Here is a 25,089-nt window from a genome sequence, read left to right as displayed (position 1 = left end):
ACGCTCGGACCATGGCGGCCTCGGTACCCACACCGGACCCCCTGGACGTCGCCGCGGAGGCGACCCGAGGGCTCCAGGGGCTGTCCACCGAGCTGACCGCGCGCGTGCCGCGGCTGCTGGAGGCGATGCGCTCCATCGGCACCGGTCTGGAGCTGCGCGTGGTCCTCGACCGGATCGCCGAGACCGCGGCCGAGCTGGCGGGCGCCCGGTGCGCGGCGATCGGCGTGAACGACGCGGCGGGGCAGGGGCTCGCCGACGTCATCACGTACGGGGTGACCGAGGCGGACCGGGAGCGGTGCGGCGCGCTGGTCAGCGCCCGGTCCGCGGGGGCGGGGCTGCTGTCGGCCGATCCGCTGCCGCGGTCCTTCCTCGGGGTGCCGATCCGCGTGGGGGACGAGGTCTTCGGCCATCTGTGCCTCGCCGAGAAGCGGGACGGCGGGGAGTTCAGCGTGCCCGATCTGCACGTGGTCAAGGTGCTGGCGACGGAGGCGGGGATCGCCATCGGCAACGCCCGCCTCCATGAGGCGACCCGGCAGCGCGAGCGGTGGATCGACGGTTCGGTGGCCGTCACCCACTCCCTGCTGTCCGGCGATGCCGAGGACGCGCTGGTGGTGGTCGCGGAGAAGGCTCGTCAGCTGGCCGGTTCGGCGGCGGGCTTCGTGCTGGTGCCGGAGGAGGGCGGCGGGCTGGAGATCGTGGCGGTGGACGCCGCGCACCCTCCGGAGGGCGCCGCGCTGCTCGGCACGGTCGTCCCGGCCGGATCTCCGGCCGTGCCGCGGCTGCTGGCCGGGGAGCCGGTCTTCGTCGACGACCCGGCCGCCGAACCCCGGTTGACCGCAGGGGTCCTGGGCCGTTACGGGCCGAGCATGATGCTGCCGCTGAGCGGCGGCGACCGGGTGCTGGGCGTGCTGGCCACCCCGCGCGCCCCCGGCGCCCGGCCCTTCACCGCGACCGAGCGCAGGCTCGCCCTCCAATTCGCGGCGCAGGCCGCGGTCGCGCTCGTGCTCGCCGAGGCGCAGCGCGACCGGGAGCGCCTGGCGGTGCTGGAGGAGCGGGACCGGATCGCCCGCGATCTGCACGACCTGGTCATCCAGCGGCTGTTCGCGACGGGGATGCTGCTGGAGAGCGCGCTGCGGCACGCCGAGGCGCCGGAGGTGGCGGAGCAGGTCGAGCGGGCCGCCGATGAACTGGGCGCCACCATCCGGGAGATACGGACGACGATCTTCGCGCTCCAGCAGGGCCCGGAGGTGGCACCGTCGGGGCTGCGCACCCGGGTGCTGAGGGAGGTCGGGGCGGCCGCGGTGCCGCTCGGCTTCCAGCCGTCGCTCAGCTTTATCGGCCCGGTCGACAGCCGGGTCGGCGAACCGGCCGGAAACAGCCTCATCGCGGCTCTGCGCGAGGCGTTGTCCAACGCGTTCAGGCATGCCCGGGCGGCGCGTATCGAGGTGGTCGTGGACGTGACGGCGCGGCTCGACGACGGACGTCCGGCGGTGCGGCTGACGGTCGCGGACGACGGGGTGGGCGTTCCCGCGGGCGGGCGGCGCAGCGGGCTCGCGAACCTGGCCCGGCGGGCGGAGGCGCTGGGCGGGTCGAGCACCTACGGGCCGGGCCTCGGCGCGGAGGACGGGGTGGAGAACGGGCCGGGGGAAGAGCCGGGCCGGGGCGGTACGACGGTGGTGTGGCAGGTGCCGTTGTAGGGGGTGTCGTGCCGATCATGCCGGGCTCGCGGCGCTTGGCACGGCACCTCGCGGCCCCGCGCTCGTCGCGCGCAGCGCCGCTGCGCTCTCCTCACGCGGCTTGCGAGCTACCGCACCAGACGCCGCTCGCTGATCCGGCCTGATCGACAAGACACCCCCTAGGGGCGTACGTCGCCCGGGCGGCCCAAGTCCTCACCTACGCGGTCCCATTATCGGCCCGTCAGAATGCGCGGCGCCGAACCCGCGGGTGGGATGAGCCTCGCGGGCCGTCTCGGTCCTTCGTATCCCTGCACACTCCGCGACAGCTCCGCGGGGAAGGAAGTCATGACGTGAACAGCCAGAGCCCTACTCCTCAGCGATCCCGGACGCGCCGCCGGGTCTTCTTCGCCTCTGTCGCGACCGCGGCTGCCATCTCCAGCCAGCTGCTGACCATGGCGCCCGCCCAGGCGGATGACACCACGATGACCGGAGGCGGTCACCCCCTGCCGCCGAGGCCGCCGTCCGTCATCCACGGGGTGCAGGAGTTCACCGCGGACGGCACCTTCACGGCGCCTCCGGGGGTCACCTCGGTGCACGTCCAGGCCTGGGGCGCGGGCGGCGGTGGCGGCGGCGGTGGCGGCGGCGCCAGCGCGACGCTGGCCGGCGCCGGCGGCACGGGTGGCGGTGGTGGAGCCGGCGGCTTCACCTGGTGCGTCCTCCCCGTCACGCCGTTCGCCATCTACACGGTGGACCTGGGTACCGGCGGCACCGCCGGTACCGCAGGGCCCGGTGGCCCCGCGGGTGGCAACCCCGGCGGCGCGGGCGGTACCGGTGGTACCGGTTCCGCGACCACCGTGGCCTCCCTCAGCGGCACCCAGCTCATCGCGGGCGGCGGCATCGGCGGCACGGGCGGTGGCGGCGGTACGGCTGCCGTGGGCACCCCGGGCGCCGGCGGCGCCGGTGGCACCGGCGCCTGCAACAGCCTCTACGCGGTGAACCGCACCGGTGAGGACGGTGAGAGCGGCGCCACGGGCGGTGAGGGCGGGGACGCCGTCGACGGCATCGTGGGGCTTCCCCCGACCAACAGCAGCGTGGGCGGCGACGGCGGCACCGGCGGCACCGGCGGCACCACCCCCGGTGGTCCCGGTGCTCCCGGCACCGCCGGTGGCAACGGCTACCTGGTCTTCTTCTGGTAAACCGGGTCAGGCGAGTCCGCCCCCGGCCGTGCGGCCGGGGGCGGTGTCGTTCTCACCGCGCCAGGATCCGCTCGATGACGGCGGCGACGCCGTCCTCGGTGTTGGCGCCGGTGCGGTGCGTGGTCGCGGCGAGCACGTCCGGGTGGGCGTTGGCCATGGCGTACGAGGTGCCCGCCCAGGTCAGCATCTCCAGGTCGTTGGGCATGTCGCCGAACGCCACGACCTCCTCCGCGGCGATGCCGCGCTCGGCGCAGCACCGGGCCAGCGTGGACGCCTTGCTGACCCCCGGCCCGCTGACCTCCAGCAGGGCGGACGGGCTGGAGCGGGTGAAGGCGCCGTGCTCGCCCGCGACGGTGCGGGCCAGTTGGAGGAAGGCGTCCGGAGCCAGCTCCTTGTGGTGGGCGAGCAGTTTGAGGACGGGGGCGTCGGCGTGCGGGAAGCCGTCGTCGAGCAGCTTCTCGGCGGGGGCGATGATCGCGCCCGGGTCGAGGTGGAAGGGCGGGTACTCCGGCTCGTAGAAGATGCCGCCGCTGCGCTCGACCGCGAAGGACGTGCCGGGGGCGGCCCGGCGCAGCGCCTCCACGACGGCCAGCGCCGGGCCGGCGGCCAGCGGGCGGACCTCGACCAGCAGCCCGCCCTGGTGCAGGTCGACCACGGCGGCGCCGTTCGCGCAGATCGCCAGGCCGTGTCCGTGGACATGGGCGCTGACGACGTCCATCCAGCGGGCCGGGCGGCCGGTGACGAAGAACACCTCGATGCCCGCCCGCTCGGCCGCGGCGAGGGCCTCGACGGTGCGGTCCGAGACCGTCTTGTCGTCCCGCAGCAGGGTGCCGTCGAGGTCGGTGGCGATCAGCCGGGGGCGGGGTGTGGCGGAGGCGGAACGGTCAGGGGCCGGGTTCTCGGGCTGCTCGATGGCTGGGGTCACGGCCACCATCCTCCCGTATGGGCCGCTCATCGGTGAGGGAAGGGCGCTCGACCGGGGTCCGCTCCCACCGCGGCGGCCGGAGGGCGCGGCTGTCAGATGCAGCGCTTAGGCTCGACGCCATGCGAGTGAGCACCGTGATCCTGCCCGTCCACCGCTGGGCCGACGGCGGCAGGGAGCTATGGCAGCGCGCCGAGGAGCTGGGTTTCCACGCGGCGTACACCTACGACCACCTGTCCTGGCGCAGCTTCCGTGACGGGCCCTGGTTCGGGGCGGTGCCGACGCTGACGGCGGCCGCTGCGGCGACCTCCCGGCTGCGGCTGGGCACGCTGGTCACCTCCCCCAACTTCCGGCACCCGGTGACGCTCGCCAAGGAGCTGATCTCGCTGGACGACATCTCCGGCGGGCGTGTCACGCTCGGCATCGGCGCGGGAGGGTCCGGCTTCGACGCGACGGCGCTGCTGCGCGGCGCGGAGGAGGCGTGGACGCCGCGGGAGCGGGCGGACCGGTTCGGCGAGTTCGTCGAGCTGCTCGACCGGCTGCTGACGCACGACGTGGTGAGTTACGAGGGCGAGCACTACAGCGCGCGCGAGGTGCGGAACATCCCCGGCTGTGTGCAGCGCCCCCGGCTGCCGTTCGCGGTCGCGGCCACCGGCCCGCGCGGGATGCGGCTCGCGGCGCGGTACGGGCAGGCGTGGGTGACCACGGGCGATCCGAAGCTCTTCGAGACGGGGACGCCCGCCGATTCGCTGGCCGCCATCGGCCGCCAGGTCGAGCGGCTCGGCAAGGCCTGCGCCGACGCCGGGCGGGCGGACGAGCCGGACAAGATCCTGCTCACCGGCTTCACCCCGGACGGGACCCGTCCGCTCAGCTCGGTGGATGCCTTCGTCGACTTCGCGGGCGAGCACGCGCGGCTGGGCATCGACGAGATCGTGCTGCACTGGCCGATCGCCGGCTCGGTCTTCGAGGCCGACCCCGCGGTCTTCGAGAAGATCGCCACGGAGGGCGCCGAGCGGGTCGCGGACCTCTGAACCGCGCTCCGAGGCCGCGGGGGACACCGCGTTCCGTTATGTCGTATGCGCCGCAGATGCCGCGAAGGCCGGAATGAGGAGCAGAATCGGGTAGAGAGGCTCCCGCTGCCGCAGTGACTGTGGAGGCACCCATGCCGCATACCCGCTACGTCCCCGACCGTGGGCTGACCACCCGCATGGTCGTGACCATGTTCCTCATCGGCCTGCTCTACGTGGTCTTCGTCGGTGTGCTGATCGCGCTGCTACGCGGTGCCTGGCCGCTGATCCTGCTCATCGCGGGCGGGCTGTTCATCGCGCAGTTCTGGTTCAGCGACAAGATCGCGGCGTTCAGCATGGGCGCCCGGGAGGTCACCCCGCAGCAGGCGCCCGAGCTGCACGGCGTGGTGGACCGGCTGTGCGCGCTGGCCGACATGCCGAAGCCGCGGGTGGCGATCGCCGACAGCGATGTGCCGAACGCGTTCGCGACCGGCCGCAGCCAGAAGAACGCGCTGGTGTGCGCGACGACGGGGCTCCTGCGGCGGCTGGAACCGGACGAGCTGGAGGGCGTCCTCGCCCATGAGCTGTCCCATGTCGCGCACCGCGACGTGGCGGTCATGACCATCGCCTCGTTCCTCGGCGTGCTGGCGGGCATCATGACCCGGGCCGCCCTGTGGGGCGGGCTGTCCCGCGGCAGCCGCAACAACAACGTGGGCATCGCGGTCCTGCTGATTCCGCTGGTCAGCGCCGTGGTGTACGCGATCAGCTTTCTGCTGACCCGGCTGCTGTCCCGCTACCGCGAGCTGTCCGCCGACCGGGCCGGTGCCCTGCTGACCGGCCGTCCCTCGGCGCTCGCCGCCGCCCTCACCAAGGTGACCGGGCAGATGGCCCGCATCCCGACCCGCGATCTGCGCAAGGCCGAGCCGTTCAACGCCTTCTTCTTCGCCCCCGCGCTCTCCGGGCAGAGCTTCAGCCGCCTGCTGTCCTCCCACCCGACGCTGGAGCAGCGGCTCGGGCAGCTCGGGCGCATCTCCGCCCAGCTGGGCCGGCCGGGGAGGGGCTGAGGGCGCATGGGACTCCTCGACGTCATCCTCGGCCGCAGCAAGCCCGTACGGCCCGACCTCGACCAGCTCTTCGGGCTGCCGTCGGCCGCGGTCACCCTGGAGGCGGGGGCCGGGTTCACCCCGACGGGGCTCGGGTCGGTCTGCTTCGCCAGCGTCGAGGGCGGCGCCTTCGGCCGCCTCCAGAGCGACGTACGGGAACTGCTGGACGCCGACACCGACCGGGGCGGGGTGCCGGTGGAGTTCAGCCAGGACGGATACGGCTACACCTGGCTGCTTGCCCGGCAGCCGCCGGACGACGTGGCGGCCCTGGTGAACGACCTGCACGCGGTCAACACGCTGCTCCAGGACGGGGGGTTCGGCCCGCAGCTGCTGTGCTCGCTGCTCGGGTTCCACGAGGCGGCGGGGCGTTCGCTCGCGCTCGTCTATCTGTACAAGCGCGGTACGTTCTACCCCTTCGCACCGCTGCCGGGCGCCGCCGAGAAGCGGGACAACGCGCTGGAACTCCAGGTGCGGGCGCTGCTCGGGGACGATCTGCGGATCGAGCAGGACCTGAGCCGGTGGTTCCCGGTGTGGGGCGCGCCCGGGCTCCACACCTGACGCTTCCGTAGCCCCTCGGCGACGACGTGCTCCAACTCGGCGCGGGCGAGTGGCTCAAGGGCGGCTCCTGCGGCGGGCCCACGACGTGGGTTTTTTCGTGCTGGTCGCGGGCACGCGCGCTTACAGCCGCACGGCGGCGTGCTCACCGGGACCGAGCGATCGAGGGGGAGCGGACATGGGTTACCTGCGTGGCTTCGCCCCATGGATCGCCTTCTCCGTCGTGGCGATGCTGGGCTGGCAGTGGGGCGCGCTGGCCGGGCTGGTGCTGGGCGGCTGGCTGCTGATCCAGTGCCGCAGGGAGGGGGTGGCCGCGGACGCCCTGATCCTGGACGCCAGCACGGTGCTGTTCTTCGCGGCGCTCACCGCCTGGGCCTTCGCCCGCCCCGACAGCGGCCTCAAGGACTACGGCGGAGGGCTGGCGATGGGCTGGCTGGCCGTCACCGCCTGGGCGACGCTCGTGATCGGACACCCCTTCACCACCGGTATCGCCCGGCGGCAGGCGCCGCGCGAGGTGTGGCACACCGCGGTGTTCCGGCGGATCAACGTGGTGATCTCCTCGGTCTGGGCGGTCGCCTTCACCCTGACCGCCGCGGCGCTGGCCGCCTCGGTGGCCGCCGGTCTGGACAGCTGGGTGCCGCTGGCGGTGCAGGCCGCCGGGTTCGTCCTGCCCGCCCTGTTCACCGCCCGCTACCCGGAGCGCGCCCGGGCCCGTCTCGCCCCGGACGCCGCCCGGGCGTGACCCCGCCCGGCGGCCCCGTTTCCGCCTCGACCGACGCGCCCTCCTCGACCGACGCGCCCTCCTCGACCGAGGTGACGAACTCGCCGATCCACGCGGTGAGCTGACCGGGGCGGGAGCGCGGCATTCCGTGCCGGGCGGCCAGGGTGTGCCGGGTCAGCCGGGGCACCCAGGTCTCCAGCTCGTCGTACAGCCGCACCGACAGGAACGGGTCCCGGGTGGGGACGATCAGCTGGACCGGGGCATGGGCGTACGGGGCGCTGCGGGGCCGGAGGAACCGCTTCCGGATGTTGTCGCGGTACAGCCAGGCGCCGTGGGCGGCGTCATCCGGCAGCGACGCGGTCGGATAGCCGTCGCTCGGCACCCGCTCCATGCGCTCCAGCAGCCGGGGCCAGTGCCTGCCGAGCCAGCCACGCCACAGCGCCTCGGGGATCTTGGGCAGGTGCAGCGCGGTCACGTACCAGGACCGGGCGGACTGGCCGAGCAGCTGGGCGGCCCGGCGCGGGGTCGGCCGGGTCAGCCGCCTTCTGACCCAGTGCCCGAAGTGGTCGAGCGACGGGCCGGACAGCGAGGTGAACGAGGCGATCCGCCCCTCGGTGAGCCCCACGCTGACGAACTCCCACCCCTGCACCGACCCCCAGTCATGGCCGACGAGATGCACCGGCCGGTCCGGGCTGACGGCGTCGGCCACCGCCAGGAAGTCATCGGTCAGCTTCTCCAGGGTGAAGCCGCCGCGCAGCGGCGCCGGGGCCGTCGAGCGGCCGCAGCCGCGGACGTCGTACAGGACGACATGGAAGCCCCAGCGCGCGGCGAGCCCGGACGCGACCGCGGCCCACACCTCCTTGCTGTCCGGATAGCCGTGCAGCAGCACCACCGTGGGCCGCGCCGGGTCGCCCAGTTCGGCGACGCACAGCTCCACGCCGTCCGTATGGACCGTGCGCTCGGCCGCTCCCGCGATCCCGCCCCTCGTGCCGTCCGTCACGCCGTCCGTCATGGCGTCCTCCCCTTCCGGAGACGGGGTCTCCTCCGTCCCAGGGTCGGCCTTCCCCCTACGGGCGTGTCAGACCCGAGGAGTAGGGAAATCCAGCCGTCTGGGGTGACGTGGGCTGTGGCTCACACCACTACCGTCGAACACGTGACTGTGATCGCCACCGAAAGCCTGAGCAAGCGGTTCCCCAGGGTCACCGCACTCGACCGGCTGTCCGTCGACATCACACCGGGCGTTACCGGCCTGGTGGGTGCCAACGGCGCCGGCAAGTCGACTCTGATCAAGATCCTGCTCGGGCTGTCCCCCGCCAGTGAGGGCCGCGCCGCCGTCCTCGGCCTCGACGTGGCCACCGAGGGCAGTGCCATCCGCGAGAGCGTGGGCTACATGCCCGAGCACGACTGCCTGCCGCCCGACGTGTCGGCGACGGAGTTCGTCGTCCACATGGCGCGCATGTCCGGGCTGCCGCCGTCCGCCGCCCGCGAGCGCACCGCCGACACGCTGCGCCACGTCGGTCTGTACGAGGAGCGATATCGCCCCATCGGCGGCTACTCGACCGGCATGAAGCAGCGCGTCAAGCTCGCCCAGGCGCTGGTGCACGACCCGAAGCTGGTCCTGCTGGACGAGCCGACGAACGGCCTCGACCCGGTCGGCCGCGACGACATGCTCGGCCTGATCCGCCGTATCCACACCGACTTCGGCATCTCGGTCCTGGTCACCTCGCATCTGCTCGGCGAACTGGAGCGCACCTGCGACCACGTGGTGGTCATCGACGGCGGCAAGCTGCTGCGCTCCAGCTCCACCAGCGACTTCACTCAGGTGACGGCCTCCCTCGCGGTCGAGGTCACCGACACCGACGAGCACCCGGACGGCACCGCCGCGCTGCGCGCCGCACTCGACCGGGCCGGGCTCACCGCCTCGCCCGCGCGCCGCGGCGCGGACGGGGCGCCCGCCTCCGACCACCTACTGCTCGTGGACGTCGCGGGCGAGGAGACGTACGACACGGTCCGGGACGCCATCGCCGGTCTCGGCCTCGGCCTGGTCCGCATGGAACAGCGCCGCCACCGCATCGCGGAGATCTTCAGCTCCGACAGCGAAAGCGACAGCGAAGGCAACGGAAACGGAGGTGCCGTCGATGCCGTCTGAGACCGTGCCCCAGCAACAGCGCGCCGACGTCATTCACAACATCGGCTACCGCCACTACGAGGGCCCCCGGCTCGGCCGGGCCTACGCCCGCCGCTCGCTCTTCGCCCAGAGCCTGCGCGGCGCCTACGGCCTCGGTCGCTCGGCGAAGTCCAAGGTCGCGCCGATGCTGCTGTTCGCCGTCATGTGCGTGCCCGCGGCGATCATCGTCTCGGTCGCCATCGCCACGGACCTCAAGAAGCTCCCGGTCGAGTACACCCGTTACGCGATCATGCTTCAGGCGGTCATCGGCCTCTACATCGCCGCCCAGGCGCCGCAGGCCGTCTCCCGCGATCTGCGGTTCAAGACGATCCCGCTCTACTTCTCGCGTCCCATCGAAACGGTGGACTACGTGGTGGCCAAGTTCGGCGCCATGGCCTCCGCCCTCTTCCTGATCACCGCCGCACCCCTGGTGATCCTGTACGCCGGGGCCCTGCTCGCCAAGCTCGACTTCGCCGACCAGACGAAGGGCTTCGCGCAAGGACTGGTCTCCGTGGGTCTGCTCTCGCTCCTCTTCGCCGGCATCAGTCTGGTCATCGCCGCGGTCACCCCGCGGCGCGGCTTCGGCGTCGCCGCCGTCATCGCCGTCCTGACCATCTCCTACGGCGCGGTGTCCACCGTCCAGGCCATCGCGTTCGAGCAGGACTCCACCGGCGTGGTGCGCTGGCTCGGGCTGTTCTCGCCGATCACGATCATCGACGGGGTGCAGACGGCGTTCCTCGGCGCCGACTCCTCGTTCCCCGGCGGCTTCGGCCCGGGTGCCGGGCCCGGCGCCGTCTACGTCCTCGTCCTCCTCGGCCTGATCGTCGGCTCGTTCGGGCTGCTCATGCGCCGCTACCGAAAGGTCGGGCTGTGACCACGATCGCCATCGACAACGTCTCGCGCTGGTTCGGGAACGTCGTGGCCGTCAACGACGTGACCATGACCATCGGCCCCGGGGTCACCGGGCTCCTCGGCCCCAACGGCGCGGGCAAGTCCACCCTCATCAACATGATGGGCGGCTTCCTGGCCCCCTCCACCGGGAGCGTCACCCTCGACGGCGCCGCGATCTGGCGCAACGAGCAGGCGTACCGCCACATCGGCATCGTCCCCGAGCGCGAGGGGATGTACGACTTCCTCACCGGCCGCGAGTTCGTCATCGCCAACGCCGAGCTGCACGGGCTGCCCGACCCCCGCGCCGCCGCCCGCAAGGCGCTCGACACCGTCGAGATGGACTACGCCGGGTCGCGCAAGATCTCCACGTACAGCAAGGGCATGCGGCAGCGCGTGAAGATGGCCTCCGCCCTGGTCCACGAGCCGTCGGTGCTGCTCCTCGACGAGCCGTTCAACGGCATGGACCCGCGCCAGCGGATGCAGCTGATGGAACTGCTGCGGCGGATGGGCGCGGAGGGCCGTACGGTGCTGTTCTCCTCGCACATCCTGGAGGAGGTCGAGCAACTGGCCGCGCACATCGAGGTGATCGTCGCGGGACGGCACGCCGCCTCCGGCGACTTCCGCAAGATCCGACGGCTGATGACGGACCGTCCGCACCGCTATCTCGTACGGTCCAGCGACGACCGCGCGCTCGCCGCCGCCCTCATCGCCGACCCGTCGACCACCGGCATCCAGGTGGACGCGAGCGACGGCGCCGACGGCGGACTGCACATCCAGGCCGTCGACTTCACGCGCTTCACCGAACTGCTGCCCCGCGTGGCCCGTGAACAGGGCATCCGGCTCCTCACGGTCTCGCCCTCCGACGAGTCCCTGGAGAGCGTGTTCTCCTACCTCGTCGCGGCCTGAAAGGAGCCCCTGCGATGTCCGCGCTCTACCATCCCACCGTCGCCCGGCTCACCTACCGGGCCCTGCTCGGCCGCCGCCGCGCGATGATCCTCTTCCTGCTGCCCGCGCTGCTGGTGGTCATCTCGCTCGCCGTACGGCTGCTGACCGGCGTCGACGACGCCACCGCCAACTCCCTGCTGGGCGGCTTCGCGATCGCCACCATGGTTCCGCTGATCGGCGTGATCGCCGGGACCGGGGCGATCGGCCCGGAGATCGACGACGGCTCGGTCATCTATCTGCTGGCCAAGCCCGTGAAGCGGCCCACGATCATCGTCACCAAGCTGATCGTCGCGATCGGTGTCACGGTCGCCTTCGCCGCCGTGCCCACGCTGCTGGCGGGCTTCATCCTCAACGGCAACGCGCACAACATGGCGGTCGGCTACGCCGTGGCCGCCGCCGTGGCGTCCATCGCCTACAGCGCCATATTCCTGCTGCTGGGCACCATCACCCGGCACGCGGTGGTGTTCGGCCTGGTCTACGCCCTGGTCTGGGAAACCTTCTTCGGCAGTCTGGTGGCCGGGGCCAAGACCCTCAGCGTCCAGCAGTGGTCGCTGGCGATCGCCCAGAAGATCACGGACGAGACGGTCACCTCGGACGTGGGCCTCACGACCGGTGTGATCCTGCTGATCGTCGTGACCGGCGCCGCCACCTGGTACGCGGGACACAAGATGCGCTCCCTGACCCTCGCCGGGGAGGAGTGAGCGTCCTCAAGGCACCTACGGCCGCCAGCGGTTGACGAAGCGGCCGGTATCCCCCGTGGCGGCGGTCGGCGTGACGACCGCCGCCACGGTGTGTCCGGGGGCGGCATTGGCCTGGTCGAGGGCCGAGGCCACGGACGCGGACGAGCCGAGCAGTACGGTCGCGACCGCACCGGCCACGATCCACGGCGCCCGCAGCATCCGCCGCCACGACCGCGTTCCTGTCACGTCCCTGCCGTTCATCTCGTCCTCCGATCCTCGCCGTTACCCGATGACAGCGAGCGTGACGGCCGGAGTTGTCCGGTTCCCCTGCGCCGCCTGCGGATGAGCTGTGAACGCGGGGACGCGGCGGCGCCGTTGGGCCGGCGTCAGGCCGCGATCTTGCGGTCGCGCCCGGCACCCAGGCCCAGCAGCGCCAGCGCCGCGCACACCGCGAGCATCAGCACGATCGGCAGCGTCCAGCCGCCGGTGGCCTGGTGCACCGCGCCGAGCGCCAGCGGGCCCGCAGCGGCCAGCAGATAACCCCAGGTCTGCGCCATCCCCGACAGCCGCGCCGAGGTGTGGGCATCGCCGGTCCGCAGCACCATCATGGTGAGCGCGAGCCCCACCGAACCGCCCTGTCCCACACCGATCAGCGTCGCCCACGCCCAGGCCCCGGGCACCGGCGCCACCAGCAGTCCGGCGATCCCGGACGCCATCAGCCCGGCCACCGCGACCGCGAGCAGCCGCTGCGAGCGCATCCGCCCGGCCAGCAGCGGCACCACGAACGAACCGGCCATCTGCACCAGCGTGCTGAAGGCGAAGACCAGGCCGGCGGTGGCCTTGGCCATGCCGTGGTCGGTGAGGATCGTCGGCATCCAGGCGATGGTGACGTACGCGATCAGCGACTGGAGCCCCATGAACAGCGTCACCTGCCAGGCCAGCGGCGAACGGGACAGCGCCCGGCCGTCCCCGCTCCCCTTGCCGTCCCCGGTCCTGTTCCCCGTCCGGACCGGCGTCGCCGCGGCCCGGCCGGGGTGCGTACCGCGCCGGGCGAGCACCGCCTGCGGGATCCACAGCAGCGCCGCGACCCCGGCCAGCAGCGACCAGGAGGCGAGCGAGCCGCGCCAGCCGCCGAGCGCGTTCTCCAGCGGGACGGCGGCCGCGGCGGAGGTGGTCGCTCCGGCGATCATCGCGGTCGTGTAGAGGGCGGTCATCGCCGCCGCACGGTCCGGGAAGTCCCGCTTGATCAGGCCCGGCATCAGCACGTTGAGCAGCGCGATCCCGCTGCCGACCAGGGCACAGCCGGTGAACAGCGCGACCAGCGGCGGTGCGACGCGCAGCAGGACCCCGGCGCCCAGCAGCACCAGCGCCGCCAGCAGCACCGTCTCGGTGCCCCAGCGCCGGGCCAGCCGCGGCGCGAGCGGCGAGGCCAGCCCCATGAAGATCAGCGGAATGGTCGTCACCAGGCTGCCCATGGTCGCGCTCAGCCCGAAGTCGCCGCTGATCTCGCCCAGCAGCGGGGAGACCCCGGCGAGCGAGGCACGCATGTTGAGGGACGCCAGCACGATGCCGACCAGGACGAGGGCCGGGTGGGCGCGCAGCGTACGCCGGGCGGCGGTCACCTCCGGCGTCGGCCGCAGATCCGTTTCGGCGTCGACGAGCAGCGGCTCGGCCTCGGCTTCGGGGCCGGGGGTGTGCGGGCGTGACAAGGAGAACTCCGTTCGGTGGTACAGGGGGTGGGGGTGGGTCAGCCCGCGTCGAGCAACGTCTCGACGGCGCGCTTCGGCGTCTCCAGCAGGGCCCGCGCCGCGTCCTCGGCCGCCACGGGGTCGCCCGACGCGATGGCGTCGATGAGGGCGTGGTGGTCGCCGGGCACGATGCGCGGCATCTCGCGGTCGCCGAGCGACGCCACCAGCGCCTCGCGCACCGAGCTGCTGAACCAGCCGTACGTGGCGCTCAGCGCGGCGTTGTGCGCGGCGTCGACCACGGCGGTGTGGAACGCGACGTCATGCGCCGCGTACAGCTCATGGCTGCCGGACTCCGGCTGCCCCTCGGCGTCCTCCAGGGCCGCCTGCGAGGCCAGCGCCGCGCGCATCCGCTCCAGGTCATCGGGCCCATGCCGGAGCGCGGCAAGCCGGGCGCCCTCGGCCTCCAGCGCGATGCGCAGCTCCAGTACGTCCCGGATCCCGGCGCGCCGTACGTCCCGCATGACCTCGGCCGGGTCGGTGGTGGAGAGCACGAAGGTGCCCTCGCCCTGCCTGGACTGGAGCATTCCGGCATGCACGAGGACCCGAACCGCCTCACGGACCGTGTTCCGGCCGACCTGGAGCTGCTCGGCGAGCGCGTGCTCGGTCGGAACGCGATCGCCGACCCTCCACTCGCCCTCGGCGAGCTGCGCACGCAGCTGCTCCACGACGGTGTCGACGAGCGACTGCCGCCCGGCGGCACGCAAGGCCATGTCCTGGGGCTCCCTGTCTCCGTTGCTTTCCTACGACTCAACCGGTTGCCCAGTCATCCTACAACATAGTTGCCTATGCCATCTAACTCTCCGTCCGCGACCGCGCCAGGCCGGCCGGCCCCCACGAGCGGGCGCCGGCCGGCCGATCAGGCGCCTACCGACTACGCCGCGACCGGCTCGGTCGGGGACGGGCCGGGCTGTCGCTCCGGTGCCGGGGGCTTCGGGCGGCCGCGGACGACGGCGAGGACGAGGAGGCCCGCCGCCAGGGCCGTGATGCCGGAGATCACAAAGATCCGGTCGAGGCCGACGGCGAACGACTCGTGGACCAGCGTGCGGGCCGCGGCTGCGTGGTCCGGTGGGGCGGCGGCGATGACGGCGTCGGCGTGGCCGCCGGTGATCGCGTCGGCCGCCCGGCCGGAGGACTGGGGCGGGATGGCGCCGCTGTCGCTGACCGCGTCCCGTACCCGGGCCGAGAAGACCGTGCCCAGGACCGCGATGCCGAGCGCGTATCCCAGCTGGCGGAAGGTGTTCACCGCGCCGCTGGCCATGCCCGCCCGCTCCGGCGGGGCGGCGCCGAGGGCCGCCGAGACCAGGACGGGCATGGCGAGGCCGATGCCGAGGCCCGACAGCGCCAGGCCCGGGGCGAGGGCCGCCCAGTGCGAAGAGGCGTCCACCAGCGTGGCGTTGACGAGCGCGCCCGCGCCCACGAGCAGCAGTCCGCCGCCGAGCGTGCGCCCCGGCGCGACCTTCTCCAGCAGGCGCCCGCCCGCCGCGCCGACGACCAGGGCGACGCCCGCCATGGGTGTCACCGCGAGCCCCGCCCGTACCGGGCTCATGTCGAGCACGGACTGGAGCCACAGCCCGGCGTAGGTGAGGTAGGGGAAGGCCGCCGCCTGGAGCAGCAGGGCCGCCGCCATCAGCACCGCGAAGGACGGGCGGCGCAGCAGCCGCAGGTCGAGCAGGGGCTGTCGGGCGCCGCGCTCCACCACGATGAAGACGATCAGCGCGAGCGCGGCACCGGTGAGGGCGACGACCGCTCGGGTGTCGGACCAGCCCTCCTCGCCGCCCCGCATCAGCCCGTACGTCAGCGCACCGGCGCACACGGTGAAGGAGACGGCGCCCGGCCAGTCGATGCGCGCTCCCGGAGCACCGCGCGATTCGCCGACCGTACGGAGCGTGATCCACACCGCGATCGCCGTCAGCGGCAGGTTGACCAGGAAGATGGCCCGCCAGTCGACGTACTCGGTGAGCACCCCGCCCAGCACCGGGCCGACCGCCGCGGCCGCCCCGCTCGTACCGCCCCACACCCCGAAGGCGACGCCGCGGGCGCGCCCGGAGTAGGTGGCCATCAGCAGCGGGGTGTTGGTGGCGAACATGGCCGCCGCCCCGATGCCCTGGACCGCGCGGGCGGCGATCAGCACCCCGGCGTCGGGGGCGAGCCCGCAGATCAGCGAGGAGAGCGCGAAGACGGTGAGGCCGAGCAGATACAGCCGCCGACGGCCGAAGAGGTCCGCCGCCGACCCGGCCACCATGAGCAGCGCGGCGAGCGCCAGCGCGTAGATGTCCATCACCCACTGGAGGGAGGTGAAGGACGCGTCCAGTCCGTGCGCCACCTGGGGCAGCGCGGTGTTCACGATGGTCACGTCTATCAGCAGCATGAAGTTGCCGAGTGTGATGGCGGCCAGTGGCCACCATGTGCTGCGCATGGGGAATCTCCGAGAGGCACCAGGGGGCCGGCCCGACGCCGCTGCCCCGTGGCCCTCACGGTCGCCACCGCACCGGTTTCACCTCCAGCCGGAACCGGGCCTGGTGGCATAAATCGACGCCGGTTAGCTTTGAGCGGTGAAATCCGACGCGTACGACGAGCTGGACCGGGCACTGGTGCACGCCCTCCAGCTCGACGGCCGCGCCCCCTTCAGCCGCATCGCCGAGGTGCTCGGCGTCTCCGACCAGACCGTGGCCCGTCGCTACACCCGGCTGCGGACGACGGGGGCGGTCCGGGTGCTGGGCCTCACCGACCCGGCGGCGGTCGGCGAGGTGGTGTGGATGGTGCGGGTGCAGTGCCTGCCGGACGCCGCGGTGCCGGTCGCCGAGGCGCTGGCCCGCCGCACCGACACCTCCTGGGTGCATGTGCTGTCCGACGGCACCGAGGTCGTCGCGACGACGCGGGCGGCGTCCGGCCAGGACAGCGATGCGCTGCTGCTGCGCAAACTGCCCCATACGCCCCGGGTGGTGGGGGTGAGCGCGCGCTGTGTCCTGCATCAGTTCTTCGGCGGTCCGCTGGGTCTGGTGAACAAGTCCGGTGTGCTGAGCCCCGATCAGGTGGCACGGCTCGCCGTGCCCGAGTCGGACCGTTCAGCCGGTTCCGAGGGGTCCGCGGGTTCCGCCGGGCCCCTGACCGCCGAGGACCGGAAGCTGCTGGCGGTCCTCGCGCGCGACGGACGGGCGCCGTTGGCCGAACTCGCCGCCGCCACCGGCTGGTCGCAGTCGACGGTGCGCCGTCGGCTCGCCGCGCTGCGCGCAGACGGCACGCTGTACTTCGACGTCGATCAGCGCCAGCGAATCTTCGGACTCAACATGGCGACCGTGCTCTGGCTGTCGGTGTCGCCGTCCGATCTGGCCGCCACGGGTCAGGCGCTAGCGGACCACGCCGAGATCGCGTTCGCGTGCGCGACCACCGGGCCCAACAACCTGATGGCGACGGTGGTGTGCGAGGACGTCCCCGCGCTGTACACCTATCTGACGACGCGGATCGCCGCGCTGTCCGCCGTGCGGCACATGGAGACCTCGCCGGTCATCCGCCGGATCAAGGGGCCGGGGCCGCTGCCCCCGACGCCGCACGACCCGTCGCGCTTTCCTTCCTGAACCGGTCGACTGAACCGGCCGCCTGAACCGTCGTCTGAACCGGCCGTCCGAACTGCCTGCATGAACTGGCCGTTTTCCCCTCCTCCTTGGAGGAACCTCCGAATCCCCGCTGGTTGAACTCTGTTCATGCATACGCCTGTCCAGATCTTGACGCTTGTCAGGAACCTGCCGAACTCTGGGTGTGCGCCACCTCACACCGTCCCGTAACCCGCACCGCACGCGGGCGGTTTGAGGTGCCGTCACAACTCAACGGAGGGAACCGTCATGCGTCGTCTTGCCACGAGTCTTGCCGCCACCGCCGTCACCGCAGCCGCCACCGTCGCCCTGGCCGCCCCCGCCCAAGCCGTCCCCGCCGACAAGGCGCAAGTGCTCGCGAACTGGACCCAGACCAGTGCCGCCAGCTACAACGCCTGGCTCGCCGCCCGCAACAACCAGGCCGCGTGGGCCGCGTACGCCTTCGACTGGTCCACCGACTATTGCAGCACCTCGCCCGACAACCCCTTCGGCTTCCCCTTCCAGACCTCGTGCGCCCGCCATGACTTCGGGTACCGCAACCACAAGGCACTCGGCATCTTCGACGCCAACAAGGCCCGTATCGACAGCGCCTTCTACGAGGACCTCAAGCGGGTGTGCGCCGCCTACACCGGTGCGAAGAAGACCGCCTGCGACGGCACCGCCTGGACCTACTACCAGGCCGTGAAGAACCTCGGCTGAGCCGGACCCCGCATGACGACGGGCGGCCCGCCATGGGCCTGGGCCGCCCGTCCGTCACGCGTCATCCGCCGAGGCTTCAGCCGAGGAGCCGCTCCAGCACCACGGCGATGCCGTCCTCCTCGTTGGAGGCGGTGATCTCGTCGGCGACGCCCTTCAACTCCTCGTGCGCGTTGGCCATCGCGACCCCGTGCTTCGCCCAGCCGAACATCGGGATGTCATTGGGCATGTCGCCGAACGCGATGGTGTCCGCGGCCGTCACCTTCAGCCTGCGGGCGGCCAGCGAGAGGCCCGTGGCCTTCGTCAGCCCCAGTGGCAGCAGCTCCACGAGCCCCGCGCCCGCCATCGTCACGCCGACCAGACCCCCGGCGGCGGCCCGCGCGGCGTCCGCGAGCGCGTCATCGCCCAGTTGGGCGTGCTGGATGTAGAGCTTGCTGATGGGCGCGGACCACACCTCGTCCAGGTCGCTGAAGGAGGTGACCGGCATCTCCCCGTGCCCGACCCGGTACCCCGGGCCGAACAGCACCTGGCCGTCGAGGCCGTCGCGGGCCGCGGCCAGCAGCAGCGGACCGGTCTCCGCCGCGATCTTCTCCAGCGCCAGCATCGCCACTTGGCGGTCCAGCGTGACGGAGGTCAGCAGCCGGTGCTCGCCCGCGTGGTAGAGCTGCGCGCCCTGGCCGCACACCGCGAGCCCCTCGTAACCGAGGTCGTCCAGTATGTGCCGCGCCACCGGCACGGTGCGCCCGGTGACGACGATGTGGGCGGCACCGGCCTCGGTGGCCGCGGCGAGCGCGGTGCGGGTACGGGCCGAGACGGTGTGGTCGGGACGCAGCAGGGTGCCGTCGAGATCCGTCGCGACCAGGCGGTACGGAAAGGCGCCGGCGCTCACCGGGCGACCGGTGCCAGGACCTCGCGCCCGCCCAGGAACGGCCGCAGCACCTCGGGCACCCGCACCGAACCGTCGGCCTGCTGGTGGTTCTCCAGGATCGCGACGATGGTCCGGGTGACCGCGCACAGCGTGCCGTTCAGCGTCGCCAGCGGACGCACCCGCTTGCCCTCGCGCATCCGGATCGACAGCCGCCGCGACTGGAACTCGGTGGTGTTGGACGTCGAGGTCAGCTCGCGGTACTTCCCCTGGGTCGGGATCCACGCCTCGCAGTCGAACTTCCGCGTCGCGGACGAGCCCAGGTCACCCGAGGCCAGGTCGACCACCCGGAACGGCAGCTCCAGCGAGGTCAGCCACTGCTTCTCCCACTCCAGCAGCCGCTGGTGCTCGGCCTCGGCCTCCTCCGGCGTCGTGTAGACGAACATCTCGACCTTGTCGAACTGGTGCACCCGGAAGATGCCCCGGGTGTCCTTGCCGTACGACCCGGCCTCGCGGCGGAAGCAGGAGGAGAAGCCCGCGTAGCGCCGGGGCAGCTGCTCCGCGTCCAGGATCTCGTCCATGTGGTACGCGGCCAGCGGGACCTCGGAGGTGCCGACCAGGTAGAGGTCGTCCTTGTCCAGGTGGTAGACGTCCTCCGCGGCCTGGCCCAGGAAGCCGGTGCCCTCCATGGCCTTCGGCTTGACCAGCGCGGGGGTGAGCACCGGGGTGAAGCCCGCCGCGGTGGCCTGCGCCATCGCCGCGTTCACCAGGGCGAATTCCAGCAGCGCGCCGACGCCGGTGAGGTAGTAGAAGCGCGATCCGGAGACCTTGGCGCCGCGCTCGGTGTCGATCGCGCCGAGCAGCTCGCCCAGTTCCAAGTGGTCCTTGGGGGTGATGCCCTCGGCCGCGAAGTCGCGCGGGGTGCCGACCGTCTCCAGGACGGTGAAGTCGTCCTCGCCGCCCACGGGGACGTCCGGGTGGACGAGGTTGCCCAGCTGGCGCAGCAGGGTCTGGGTCTCCTCGGCCGCCGCGTCCTGCTCGGCGTCGGCCGCCTTGACCGCGGCGGACAGCTCGCCCGCCTTCTTCAGCAGCTCGGCCTTCTCGTCCCCGGATGCCTTGGGGACGAGCTTGCCGAGCGACTTCTGTTCGGAGCGCAGCTCGTCGAAGCGGACGCTGGAGGACCTGCGCCGCTCGTCGGCTGCCAGGAGTGCGTCGACGATGCCGACGTCTTCTCCACGGGCACGCTGGGAGGCGCGCACACGGTCGGGGTCCTCACGGAGCAGGCGAAGGTCAATCACCCCCCCAGGTTACCGGTGTGACCTCGGGGGCTCGACGCGATATTCCGGTGTGCCCCTTTTTGCCCCCATTTAGGGCTGTGGGAAAACCTGGGAATTCCTGTGGGGATCGGCGTCAAGGAATGCGTGCGCATTCCCCGAAAAGGGGCAAAGAGATGACCGGCTTCCCGTGTGTGCGGGGCGAGTTGGCGGTTCGTTGTCCACAGGGCTGTTGGGATACCCATGAGTTATCCACAGCCTGTGTGTGAGATCTGTGGATGTCGCGTTGATCGTTTGGTCCGCCGAGTGCTCGGCGATGGATTCCCCTATCGAACCGCGTTCACACACGCATTGAGAGAGGAATCCCTCACTCCAAAGAGCGGATCAATGGAATTGCGGTGACGGATGCGCAATGTCCGGTGTTGTGAGCCGATGAGGTGACTGTGGTGATGTGTCGACATTGCCGGTTTGGTGTTGTCGACTTGTCCCCAGCGCGGAGCCGAGCCTGTGGATAACTTTTGGCGACGGCCGCCCGGGCCCGTGGTTGACGGGCCCGCCGCCCCGCGCTCAGCCCCGCCCGTGCGCCCCGCGCTCAGCCCCGCCCGTGCGCCCCGTGCTCAGCCCCGCCCGTGCGCCCCGTGCTCAGCCCCGCCCGTCCTGGCAGCGGGCCAGCCACTCCGACGCCTCCGCGAACGCCTCGTCCGAGGTGCCGGCGCGCAGCGGAGCCAGGTCCGCCGCCTCCACCCCCGCACGCGGGTACGAGCCCAGGAAGCGCACCTTCGGGCAGATCCGCTTCAGCCCCATCAGGGCCGACCCCACCCGCCGGTCGGTGATGTGCCCCTCACAGTCCACCGAGAAGCAGTAGCGGCCGATGCCCTCGCCGGTCGGGCGCGACTCGATCCGCATCATGTTGACGCCGCGCGCCGAGAACTCCTGGAGCAGCTCCAGCAGCGCGCCCGGGTGGTCGTCGCCGAGCCAGATCACCACGGACGTCTTGTCCGCGCCGGTCCGGGCGGCGGGCCGGGCCGGGCGCCCGGCCAGCACGAAGCGGGTCATCGCGTTCTGCGCGTCGTGGATGTCGGTGACCAGCGGCTCCAGGCCGTACTTCGGCCCCGCGAACGCGCCCGCGAACGCCGCGTCGTAGCGCCCCTCCTGCACCAGCCGCGCGCCGTCCGCGTTCGAGGCCGCCGACTCCCACAGCGCGTCCGGCAGGTTCGCCGCGAGCCAGTTGCGGACCTGCGGCTGGGACACCGGGTGCCCGGTCACCGTCTTGACGTCCGCGAGCGTGGTGCCCGGCCGCACCAGCAGCGCGAAGCTGATCGGCAGCAGCACCTCGCGGTAGATCATCAGCGGTTCGCCGGTGGCCAGCTCGTCGACGGTCGCGGTGACCCCGCCCTCGACCGAGTTCTCGATGGGCACCAGGGCGGCCGCCGCGGCGCCGCTGCGCACGGCGTCCAGCGCCGCCGGCACCGAGACCATCGGGACCAGCTCGCGCGTGGCAGCCTCCGGCAGGGACCGCAGCGCGGCCTCGGTGAAGGTGCCCTCGGGGCCGAGGTAGACATAGTGGCTGGCCGACATCACGGTGGCTCCCTGTGATCGTATGAGAGCCGCCACGATACCCAGCGGCGGCCGGGGGCGAGGCTGGTCATCCCTCGCTCACCCTTCCAAGAGTGCCTGACCCACGTACTCGTCCGGGGCGCAGCCGCCCGGCACCGCGAAGAGCGCGCTCGCCTCGTGCCGCAGGAACCGGGACAGGTCGTCCCCGAGGTCCAGCTTCCGCTGCACCGGTACGAACCCCTTCATCGGATCCGCCTGCCAGGCGATGAACAGCAGCCCCGCGTCCGGCGCCCCGTCGTCGCGGAAGCCGTCGTGGTACGAGAACGGGCGGCGCAGCATCGCCGCGCCCTGGTTGGACTCGGGTGCCGCGACCCGTACGTGGGCGGCGCCCCCGATGGCCAGCCCGCCGTCCGCGCCCATCTTGTCGAGCCGCACCGGGGTCGTCTCGGTGCCGCCGGACAGCGGGGCCCCGTCCGACTTGCGGCGGCCGATGACCTTCTCCTGCCGCTCCAGGGACAGGTTGTCCCAGGAGTCGAGGAGCATCCGGATGCGGCGCACCACGGCGTACGAGCCGCCCGCCATCCAGGCCGGTTCCCCCCTGTCCGGTACGAAGATCCGCCGGTCGAAGTCCGGCTCCTCCGGTTTGGGGTTGTTCGTCCCGTCGACCTGGCCCATCAGGTTGCGCACCGTCATGGGGTGGCCGGTGGCTCCGGGGGTGCGGTTGAAGCCGTTCATCTGCCAGCGCAGCCGGGCCACCTCCCCGGCCTCCCGCTGGAGCGCGCGCAGCGCGTGGAAGGCGACGAGTCCGTCATTGGCGCCGATCTGGATCCACAGGTCGCCGTTGCTGCGCTTCCTGTCGAGCGCGTCCGAGGCGAAGTCGGGCAGCGGGGCGAGCGCCTCCGGGAGCCGGTCCTTCAGCCCCGCCTTGGCGAAGAAGGTGCGGCCGAAGCCGAACGTGACGGTGAGGGACGACGGTCCGGCGTCGAGCGCGATGCCCGTGTCGTCCGCCGGGGCCTTGCCCTCGGTCAGCTCGCGCGCCGTCCTCGACCACCGGCGCAGCAGCGCGGCGGCCTGCTTGCGGTTCGCACCGGGCGCCAGGTCGAAGGCGATGAGATGGCCGTGGGCCTGGAGCGGGGTGGTGATCCCGGCCTGGCGCTTGCCGTGGAAGGGGACGGCCGTGGAGCCGACCGAACTGAGCGGCGAGGGCGTGTTCCGCGTCGCCTCCGCGGCGTACGCGCCGGCCGCCCCGCCGACGACGAGCCCGGCCGCGCCCGCGGCGCCGGCCGTGCCCAGGAGGCGGCGCCGGGACACCCCGGCGGGGGCGGTGTGCTGGTCCTGCGGTGTTTCGGGAGTTTCGGGGGTGTCGGGGGCCTTCGGGGCCTGCCGAGTGGTCATTGTGCGACCTTCACGTTCCTGGTCTCCGTCACCTGGTCGATGTCGGAGGTGCGTACGGTCAGGGAGAGCAGCCACTTCCCGGCCATGGGGAGCTGCACGCTCTGGGCGCTCCAGTGTCCGGTGGAGCGGTGCTTGAGGGGGATCGACAGCGGGCCCAGGCCCTTCTGCTTGAGGGTCAGGGAGACCTTCACCTCGGGCACGTCGATGGGGCGGTCGGCGAAGTCGCTGATGAAGACGTTGAGGGCGTTGTCGCCGGGCAGCGCCGGGTCGAGCATGACGATGGCCTTGCCGCGCCCGCTCTTGGGGCCGGTGTCGTACGGGATCGACACGCTCACCGGATCGACGTTCAGCCCACCGGGGTCCGCGGCCGGGGCCGCGGGCTTCCCGGTCTCCGCCCGGCCCGGCTGGGTGCCGCTCAGGACGGTGGTCACCGCGAGCAGCACGGCGGCCACGACGGTCTCGGCGATCACGGAGCGGCGCAGTCCGCTGCGCTGCGGGTCGGCGTCGCGCTCCCGCTGGGCGGCGGTCTTGTCCTTGGCCGCGCGCTGGCGGGCGAGCTGGGCGGTGCGTACGGGGTCGTCGTCGGCCCCCGCACTGTCCCCGGCCTTCGCCGGGCCACCGTCCTCGTCGCCGGACGCGGCCGCGTCACCGGATGCGGAGTCCGCGTGGGACTCCTCGCCGGAACCCTCGCCGGAGCCGTCGTCCGAGCCGGAGTCGGCTCCGGCGGCGCCGGTGCGGACCGGCTCCTTCACCACCGCCTTGGCCTCCGTCCGGACCTCCGCTTCCGCCGCCACCTGTGGCTTCTCCGCGCTCCCGGCGTCCGTCAGGCGGCCGGTCCAGCGGCGCGAGACGGCGGCGATGCCGACGAGCACCGCCACCAGGGCCACCTTGATCAGCAGCCATCGCCCGTACTCGGTGCCGGTCAGCGCCTTCCAGGAACCGACCTGCCGCCACGACTGGTACAGCCCGGTGAGGACCAGGGCGATGACGGAGCCGAAGGCGAGCCGGGAGAAGCGGACCACGGCCGCCCGCTCGATCGGCACGCCCGCGCGGAGCGTCACCGCGAGCGAGGCCAGACCGCCCAGCCACACCCCGACCGCGACCAGGTGGATCACGTCGACCGGCATGGCCAGCTGCCGCTGGATACCGACCGAGGCGTGCTCGGCCATCGCCCAGGTCGCGGCGAGGCCGACCGTGACGACGACGCCGCCGAAGCCGAGCCCGAAGGCGAGGTCCTGGCGCCGCTTGGCGTCTTCCTCCGGCGCCTCGGAGCGGCGGGTGTACGAGCCGAAGAGCACGGCCAGGAAGACGGCGGCCACGCCGAGCAGCAGCAGCCGGCCCAGCAGCGCCGCGCCCGGCTTGGTGTCGAGGACGTCGCCGAGCCCGCCGAGGTCGAGGACCGCGCCGAGCCCCTCGGAGTTGGCGTACGGCCCGCGCAGCAGCAACAGCATCAGGGTGGCGCCGAAGAGCGTCGCCCAGCCGCCGACCGCGATCTTCCGGACCGGGCGGGAGGAGCGGCACACCCCGGCGAACACGCAAGCGCCGACCAGCGCCGCGAAGCCGCCGTAGGCCGCGTACCGCCCGATGCCGTACAGGGTCGTGACCGTGCTGTCGCCGCTCTCGCCCGTCGGCGCCTTGACCGAGGTCTTGGACGGGGCGCCGATGGAGAAGGTGAACGCGCCGCTCACCGGGTGGCTGTCCTCCGAGACCGCCTTCCACGCCACCGTGTAGGTGCCGTCGGACAGCCCGGAGCGCAGCGCGACCGACGCGGTCGACGACTTGCCGTCCACGTGTGCCGCCTTCCCGGCGTCCACGCGCTTGCCCTTGGGGTCCAGGACGCGCACCGCGTCCCGGCCGAGCAGCACGCCCTCCGTGAAGGTGAGCGAGACGTCCGACGGCGCGGACTTCACCACCGCGCCCTCACCGGGGCTGGTGGAGGCGAGCGCGGCGTGCGCGGACGCGGGCCCGGCGCCGAAGCTCAGCGCGCACAGCAGCGCGGCGAGCAGCGTGCCGAGGACCGACAGCAGGCGCCGGGCGGTGACGGAGGTCCGGGCACCGGACCGGGGCCGGGCGGTCGGGGAGGTCAGCGAGGGCATCGGCT

22 protein-coding genes and 1 pseudogene are annotated in these 25,089 nt (G+C 72.7%); 12 read left to right on the top strand and 11 right to left on the bottom strand.

Annotated features, from left to right (window positions below):
• The first annotated feature begins 11 nt into the window (after positions 1-11).
• Together HYQ63_RS21565 and HYQ63_RS45670 are read left to right on the top strand one after the other, a co-directional pair.
• Entirely contained in the window at positions 12-1,697 is a 1,686-nt protein-coding gene (locus HYQ63_RS21565) for a GAF domain-containing sensor histidine kinase (protein WP_179935439.1), read from the top strand.
• Positions 1,698-2,026: 329 nt separating this feature from the next.
• The gene (locus tag HYQ63_RS45670; RefSeq protein ID WP_179935438.1) at positions 2,027-2,872 is read left to right on the top strand and encodes a hypothetical protein; all 846 of its coding nucleotides are present in this window, start codon (positions 2,027-2,029) and stop codon (positions 2,870-2,872) included.
• 52 nt (positions 2,873-2,924) lie between these two features.
• Here the strand turns inward: HYQ63_RS45670 and HYQ63_RS21555 are convergent, their stop codons facing one another.
• Positions 2,925-3,806, bottom strand: coding sequence for a Cof-type HAD-IIB family hydrolase (locus HYQ63_RS21555; protein ID WP_179935437.1), 882 nt, complete (start codon positions 3,804-3,806; stop codon positions 2,925-2,927).
• Positions 3,807-3,916: 110 nt separating this feature from the next.
• Between HYQ63_RS21555 and HYQ63_RS21550 the strand changes: the two genes are divergently transcribed.
• The 4 genes from HYQ63_RS21550 (at position 3,917) to HYQ63_RS21535 (ending at position 7,201) form a co-directional block, all read left to right on the top strand.
• Positions 3,917-4,825: an LLM class flavin-dependent oxidoreductase gene (locus HYQ63_RS21550; RefSeq protein WP_179935436.1), complete on the top strand. Its 909-nt coding sequence runs from the start codon at positions 3,917-3,919 to the stop codon at positions 4,823-4,825.
• Positions 4,826-4,956: 131 nt separating this feature from the next.
• On the top strand, positions 4,957-5,865 hold the full coding sequence (gene htpX, locus HYQ63_RS21545) for a zinc metalloprotease HtpX (RefSeq protein ID WP_179935435.1): 909 nt from the start codon (positions 4,957-4,959) through the stop codon (positions 5,863-5,865).
• A gap of 6 nt (positions 5,866-5,871) precedes the next feature.
• Positions 5,872-6,462: a hypothetical protein gene (locus HYQ63_RS21540; protein ID WP_179935434.1), complete on the top strand. Its 591-nt coding sequence runs from the start codon at positions 5,872-5,874 to the stop codon at positions 6,460-6,462.
• Positions 6,463-6,637: 175 nt separating this feature from the next.
• A complete protein-coding gene (locus tag HYQ63_RS21535) occupies positions 6,638-7,201 on the top strand; it encodes a hypothetical protein (protein ID WP_179935433.1) in 564 nt (187 codons plus the stop codon).
• 55 nt (positions 7,202-7,256) lie between these two features.
• On the opposite strand, the pseudogene HYQ63_RS21530 reads toward HYQ63_RS21535, so the two are convergent.
• A pseudogene (locus HYQ63_RS21530) lies at positions 7,257-8,192 on the bottom strand (alpha/beta fold hydrolase); the annotation flags it as partial.
• Between the two features lie 114 nt (positions 8,193-8,306).
• Between HYQ63_RS21530 and HYQ63_RS21525 the strand changes: the two are divergent.
• From HYQ63_RS21525 to HYQ63_RS21510, 4 genes are read left to right on the top strand one after another with little or no spacing between them, the layout of a single operon-like run.
• Positions 8,307-9,329, top strand: coding sequence for an ABC transporter ATP-binding protein (locus tag HYQ63_RS21525; RefSeq protein WP_179935431.1), 1,023 nt, complete (start codon positions 8,307-8,309; stop codon positions 9,327-9,329).
• Entirely contained in the window at positions 9,319-10,221 is a 903-nt protein-coding gene (locus tag HYQ63_RS21520) for an ABC transporter permease subunit (RefSeq protein ID WP_179935430.1), read from the top strand. The genes HYQ63_RS21525 and HYQ63_RS21520 overlap by 11 nt, the downstream gene beginning before the upstream one ends.
• Entirely contained in the window at positions 10,218-11,144 is a 927-nt protein-coding gene (locus HYQ63_RS21515) for an ABC transporter ATP-binding protein (protein ID WP_009716558.1), read from the top strand. The genes HYQ63_RS21520 and HYQ63_RS21515 overlap by 4 nt, the downstream gene beginning before the upstream one ends.
• Positions 11,145-11,158: 14 nt before the next feature.
• Entirely contained in the window at positions 11,159-11,884 is a 726-nt protein-coding gene (locus tag HYQ63_RS21510; protein ID WP_179935429.1) for an ABC transporter permease subunit, read from the top strand.
• 15 nt (positions 11,885-11,899) lie between these two features.
• On the opposite strand, the gene HYQ63_RS21505 is transcribed toward HYQ63_RS21510, so the two are convergent.
• The 4 genes from HYQ63_RS21505 to HYQ63_RS21490 form a co-directional block, all read right to left on the bottom strand.
• On the bottom strand, positions 11,900-12,124 hold the full coding sequence (locus HYQ63_RS21505) for a hypothetical protein (RefSeq protein WP_179935428.1): 225 nt from the start codon (positions 12,122-12,124) through the stop codon (positions 11,900-11,902).
• Between the two features lie 125 nt (positions 12,125-12,249).
• Positions 12,250-13,572 (bottom strand): MFS transporter, encoded by a 1,323-nt coding sequence (locus tag HYQ63_RS21500; protein ID WP_179935427.1) that lies wholly within the window; start codon positions 13,570-13,572, stop codon positions 12,250-12,252.
• A 38-nt stretch (positions 13,573-13,610) separates the two neighbouring features.
• Complete coding sequence (locus HYQ63_RS21495; RefSeq protein ID WP_179935426.1) at positions 13,611-14,321, bottom strand: FadR/GntR family transcriptional regulator; 711 nt, start codon at positions 14,319-14,321, stop codon at positions 13,611-13,613.
• A 161-nt stretch (positions 14,322-14,482) separates the two neighbouring features.
• Entirely contained in the window at positions 14,483-16,027 is a 1,545-nt protein-coding gene (locus HYQ63_RS21490) for an MFS transporter (protein WP_179935425.1), read from the bottom strand.
• Positions 16,028-16,163: 136 nt separating this feature from the next.
• Between HYQ63_RS21490 and HYQ63_RS21485 the strand changes: the two genes are divergently transcribed.
• Positions 16,164-17,186 carry an Lrp/AsnC family transcriptional regulator gene (locus HYQ63_RS21485; protein ID WP_179935424.1) on the top strand — a complete coding sequence of 341 codons (1,023 nt, stop codon included), beginning with the start codon at positions 16,164-16,166 and terminating at the stop codon, positions 17,184-17,186.
• Positions 17,187-17,450: 264 nt separating this feature from the next.
• Positions 17,451-17,900 (top strand): phospholipase, encoded by a 450-nt coding sequence (locus HYQ63_RS21480; protein ID WP_179935423.1) that lies wholly within the window; start codon positions 17,451-17,453, stop codon positions 17,898-17,900.
• 76 nt (positions 17,901-17,976) lie between these two features.
• Here HYQ63_RS21480 and HYQ63_RS21475 read toward each other — a convergent pair whose 3' ends face one another.
• The 5 genes from HYQ63_RS21475 to HYQ63_RS21455 all read right to left on the bottom strand — a co-directional run bounded on the left by HYQ63_RS21475 (position 17,977) and on the right by HYQ63_RS21455 (position 25,084).
• Positions 17,977-18,786, bottom strand: coding sequence for an HAD family hydrolase (locus tag HYQ63_RS21475; RefSeq protein ID WP_179935422.1), 810 nt, complete (start codon positions 18,784-18,786; stop codon positions 17,977-17,979).
• On the bottom strand, positions 18,783-20,060 hold the full coding sequence (serS, locus tag HYQ63_RS21470) for a serine--tRNA ligase (RefSeq protein ID WP_179935421.1): 1,278 nt from the start codon (positions 20,058-20,060) through the stop codon (positions 18,783-18,785). The genes HYQ63_RS21475 and serS overlap by 4 nt, the downstream gene beginning before the upstream one ends.
• A 618-nt stretch (positions 20,061-20,678) precedes the next feature.
• Positions 20,679-21,614, bottom strand: coding sequence for a prephenate dehydratase (gene pheA / locus HYQ63_RS21465; protein ID WP_179935420.1), 936 nt, complete (start codon positions 21,612-21,614; stop codon positions 20,679-20,681).
• A gap of 78 nt (positions 21,615-21,692) precedes the next feature.
• Positions 21,693-22,988 carry an iron uptake transporter deferrochelatase/peroxidase subunit gene (gene efeB / locus HYQ63_RS21460; RefSeq protein ID WP_179935419.1) on the bottom strand — a complete coding sequence of 432 codons (1,296 nt, stop codon included), beginning with the start codon at positions 22,986-22,988 and terminating at the stop codon, positions 21,693-21,695.
• On the bottom strand, positions 22,985-25,084 hold the full coding sequence (locus HYQ63_RS21455; protein ID WP_179935418.1) for a copper resistance CopC/CopD family protein: 2,100 nt from the start codon (positions 25,082-25,084) through the stop codon (positions 22,985-22,987). The genes efeB and HYQ63_RS21455 overlap by 4 nt, the downstream gene beginning before the upstream one ends.
• Between the last annotated feature and the right edge of the window lie 5 nt (positions 25,085-25,089).

It is taken from the genome of Streptomyces sp. Rer75 (assembly GCF_013414305.1).
Lineage (GTDB): Bacteria > Actinomycetota > Actinomycetes > Streptomycetales > Streptomycetaceae > Streptomyces > Streptomyces himastatinicus.
This window is presented reverse-complemented; position numbering and strand designations above follow the sequence as displayed.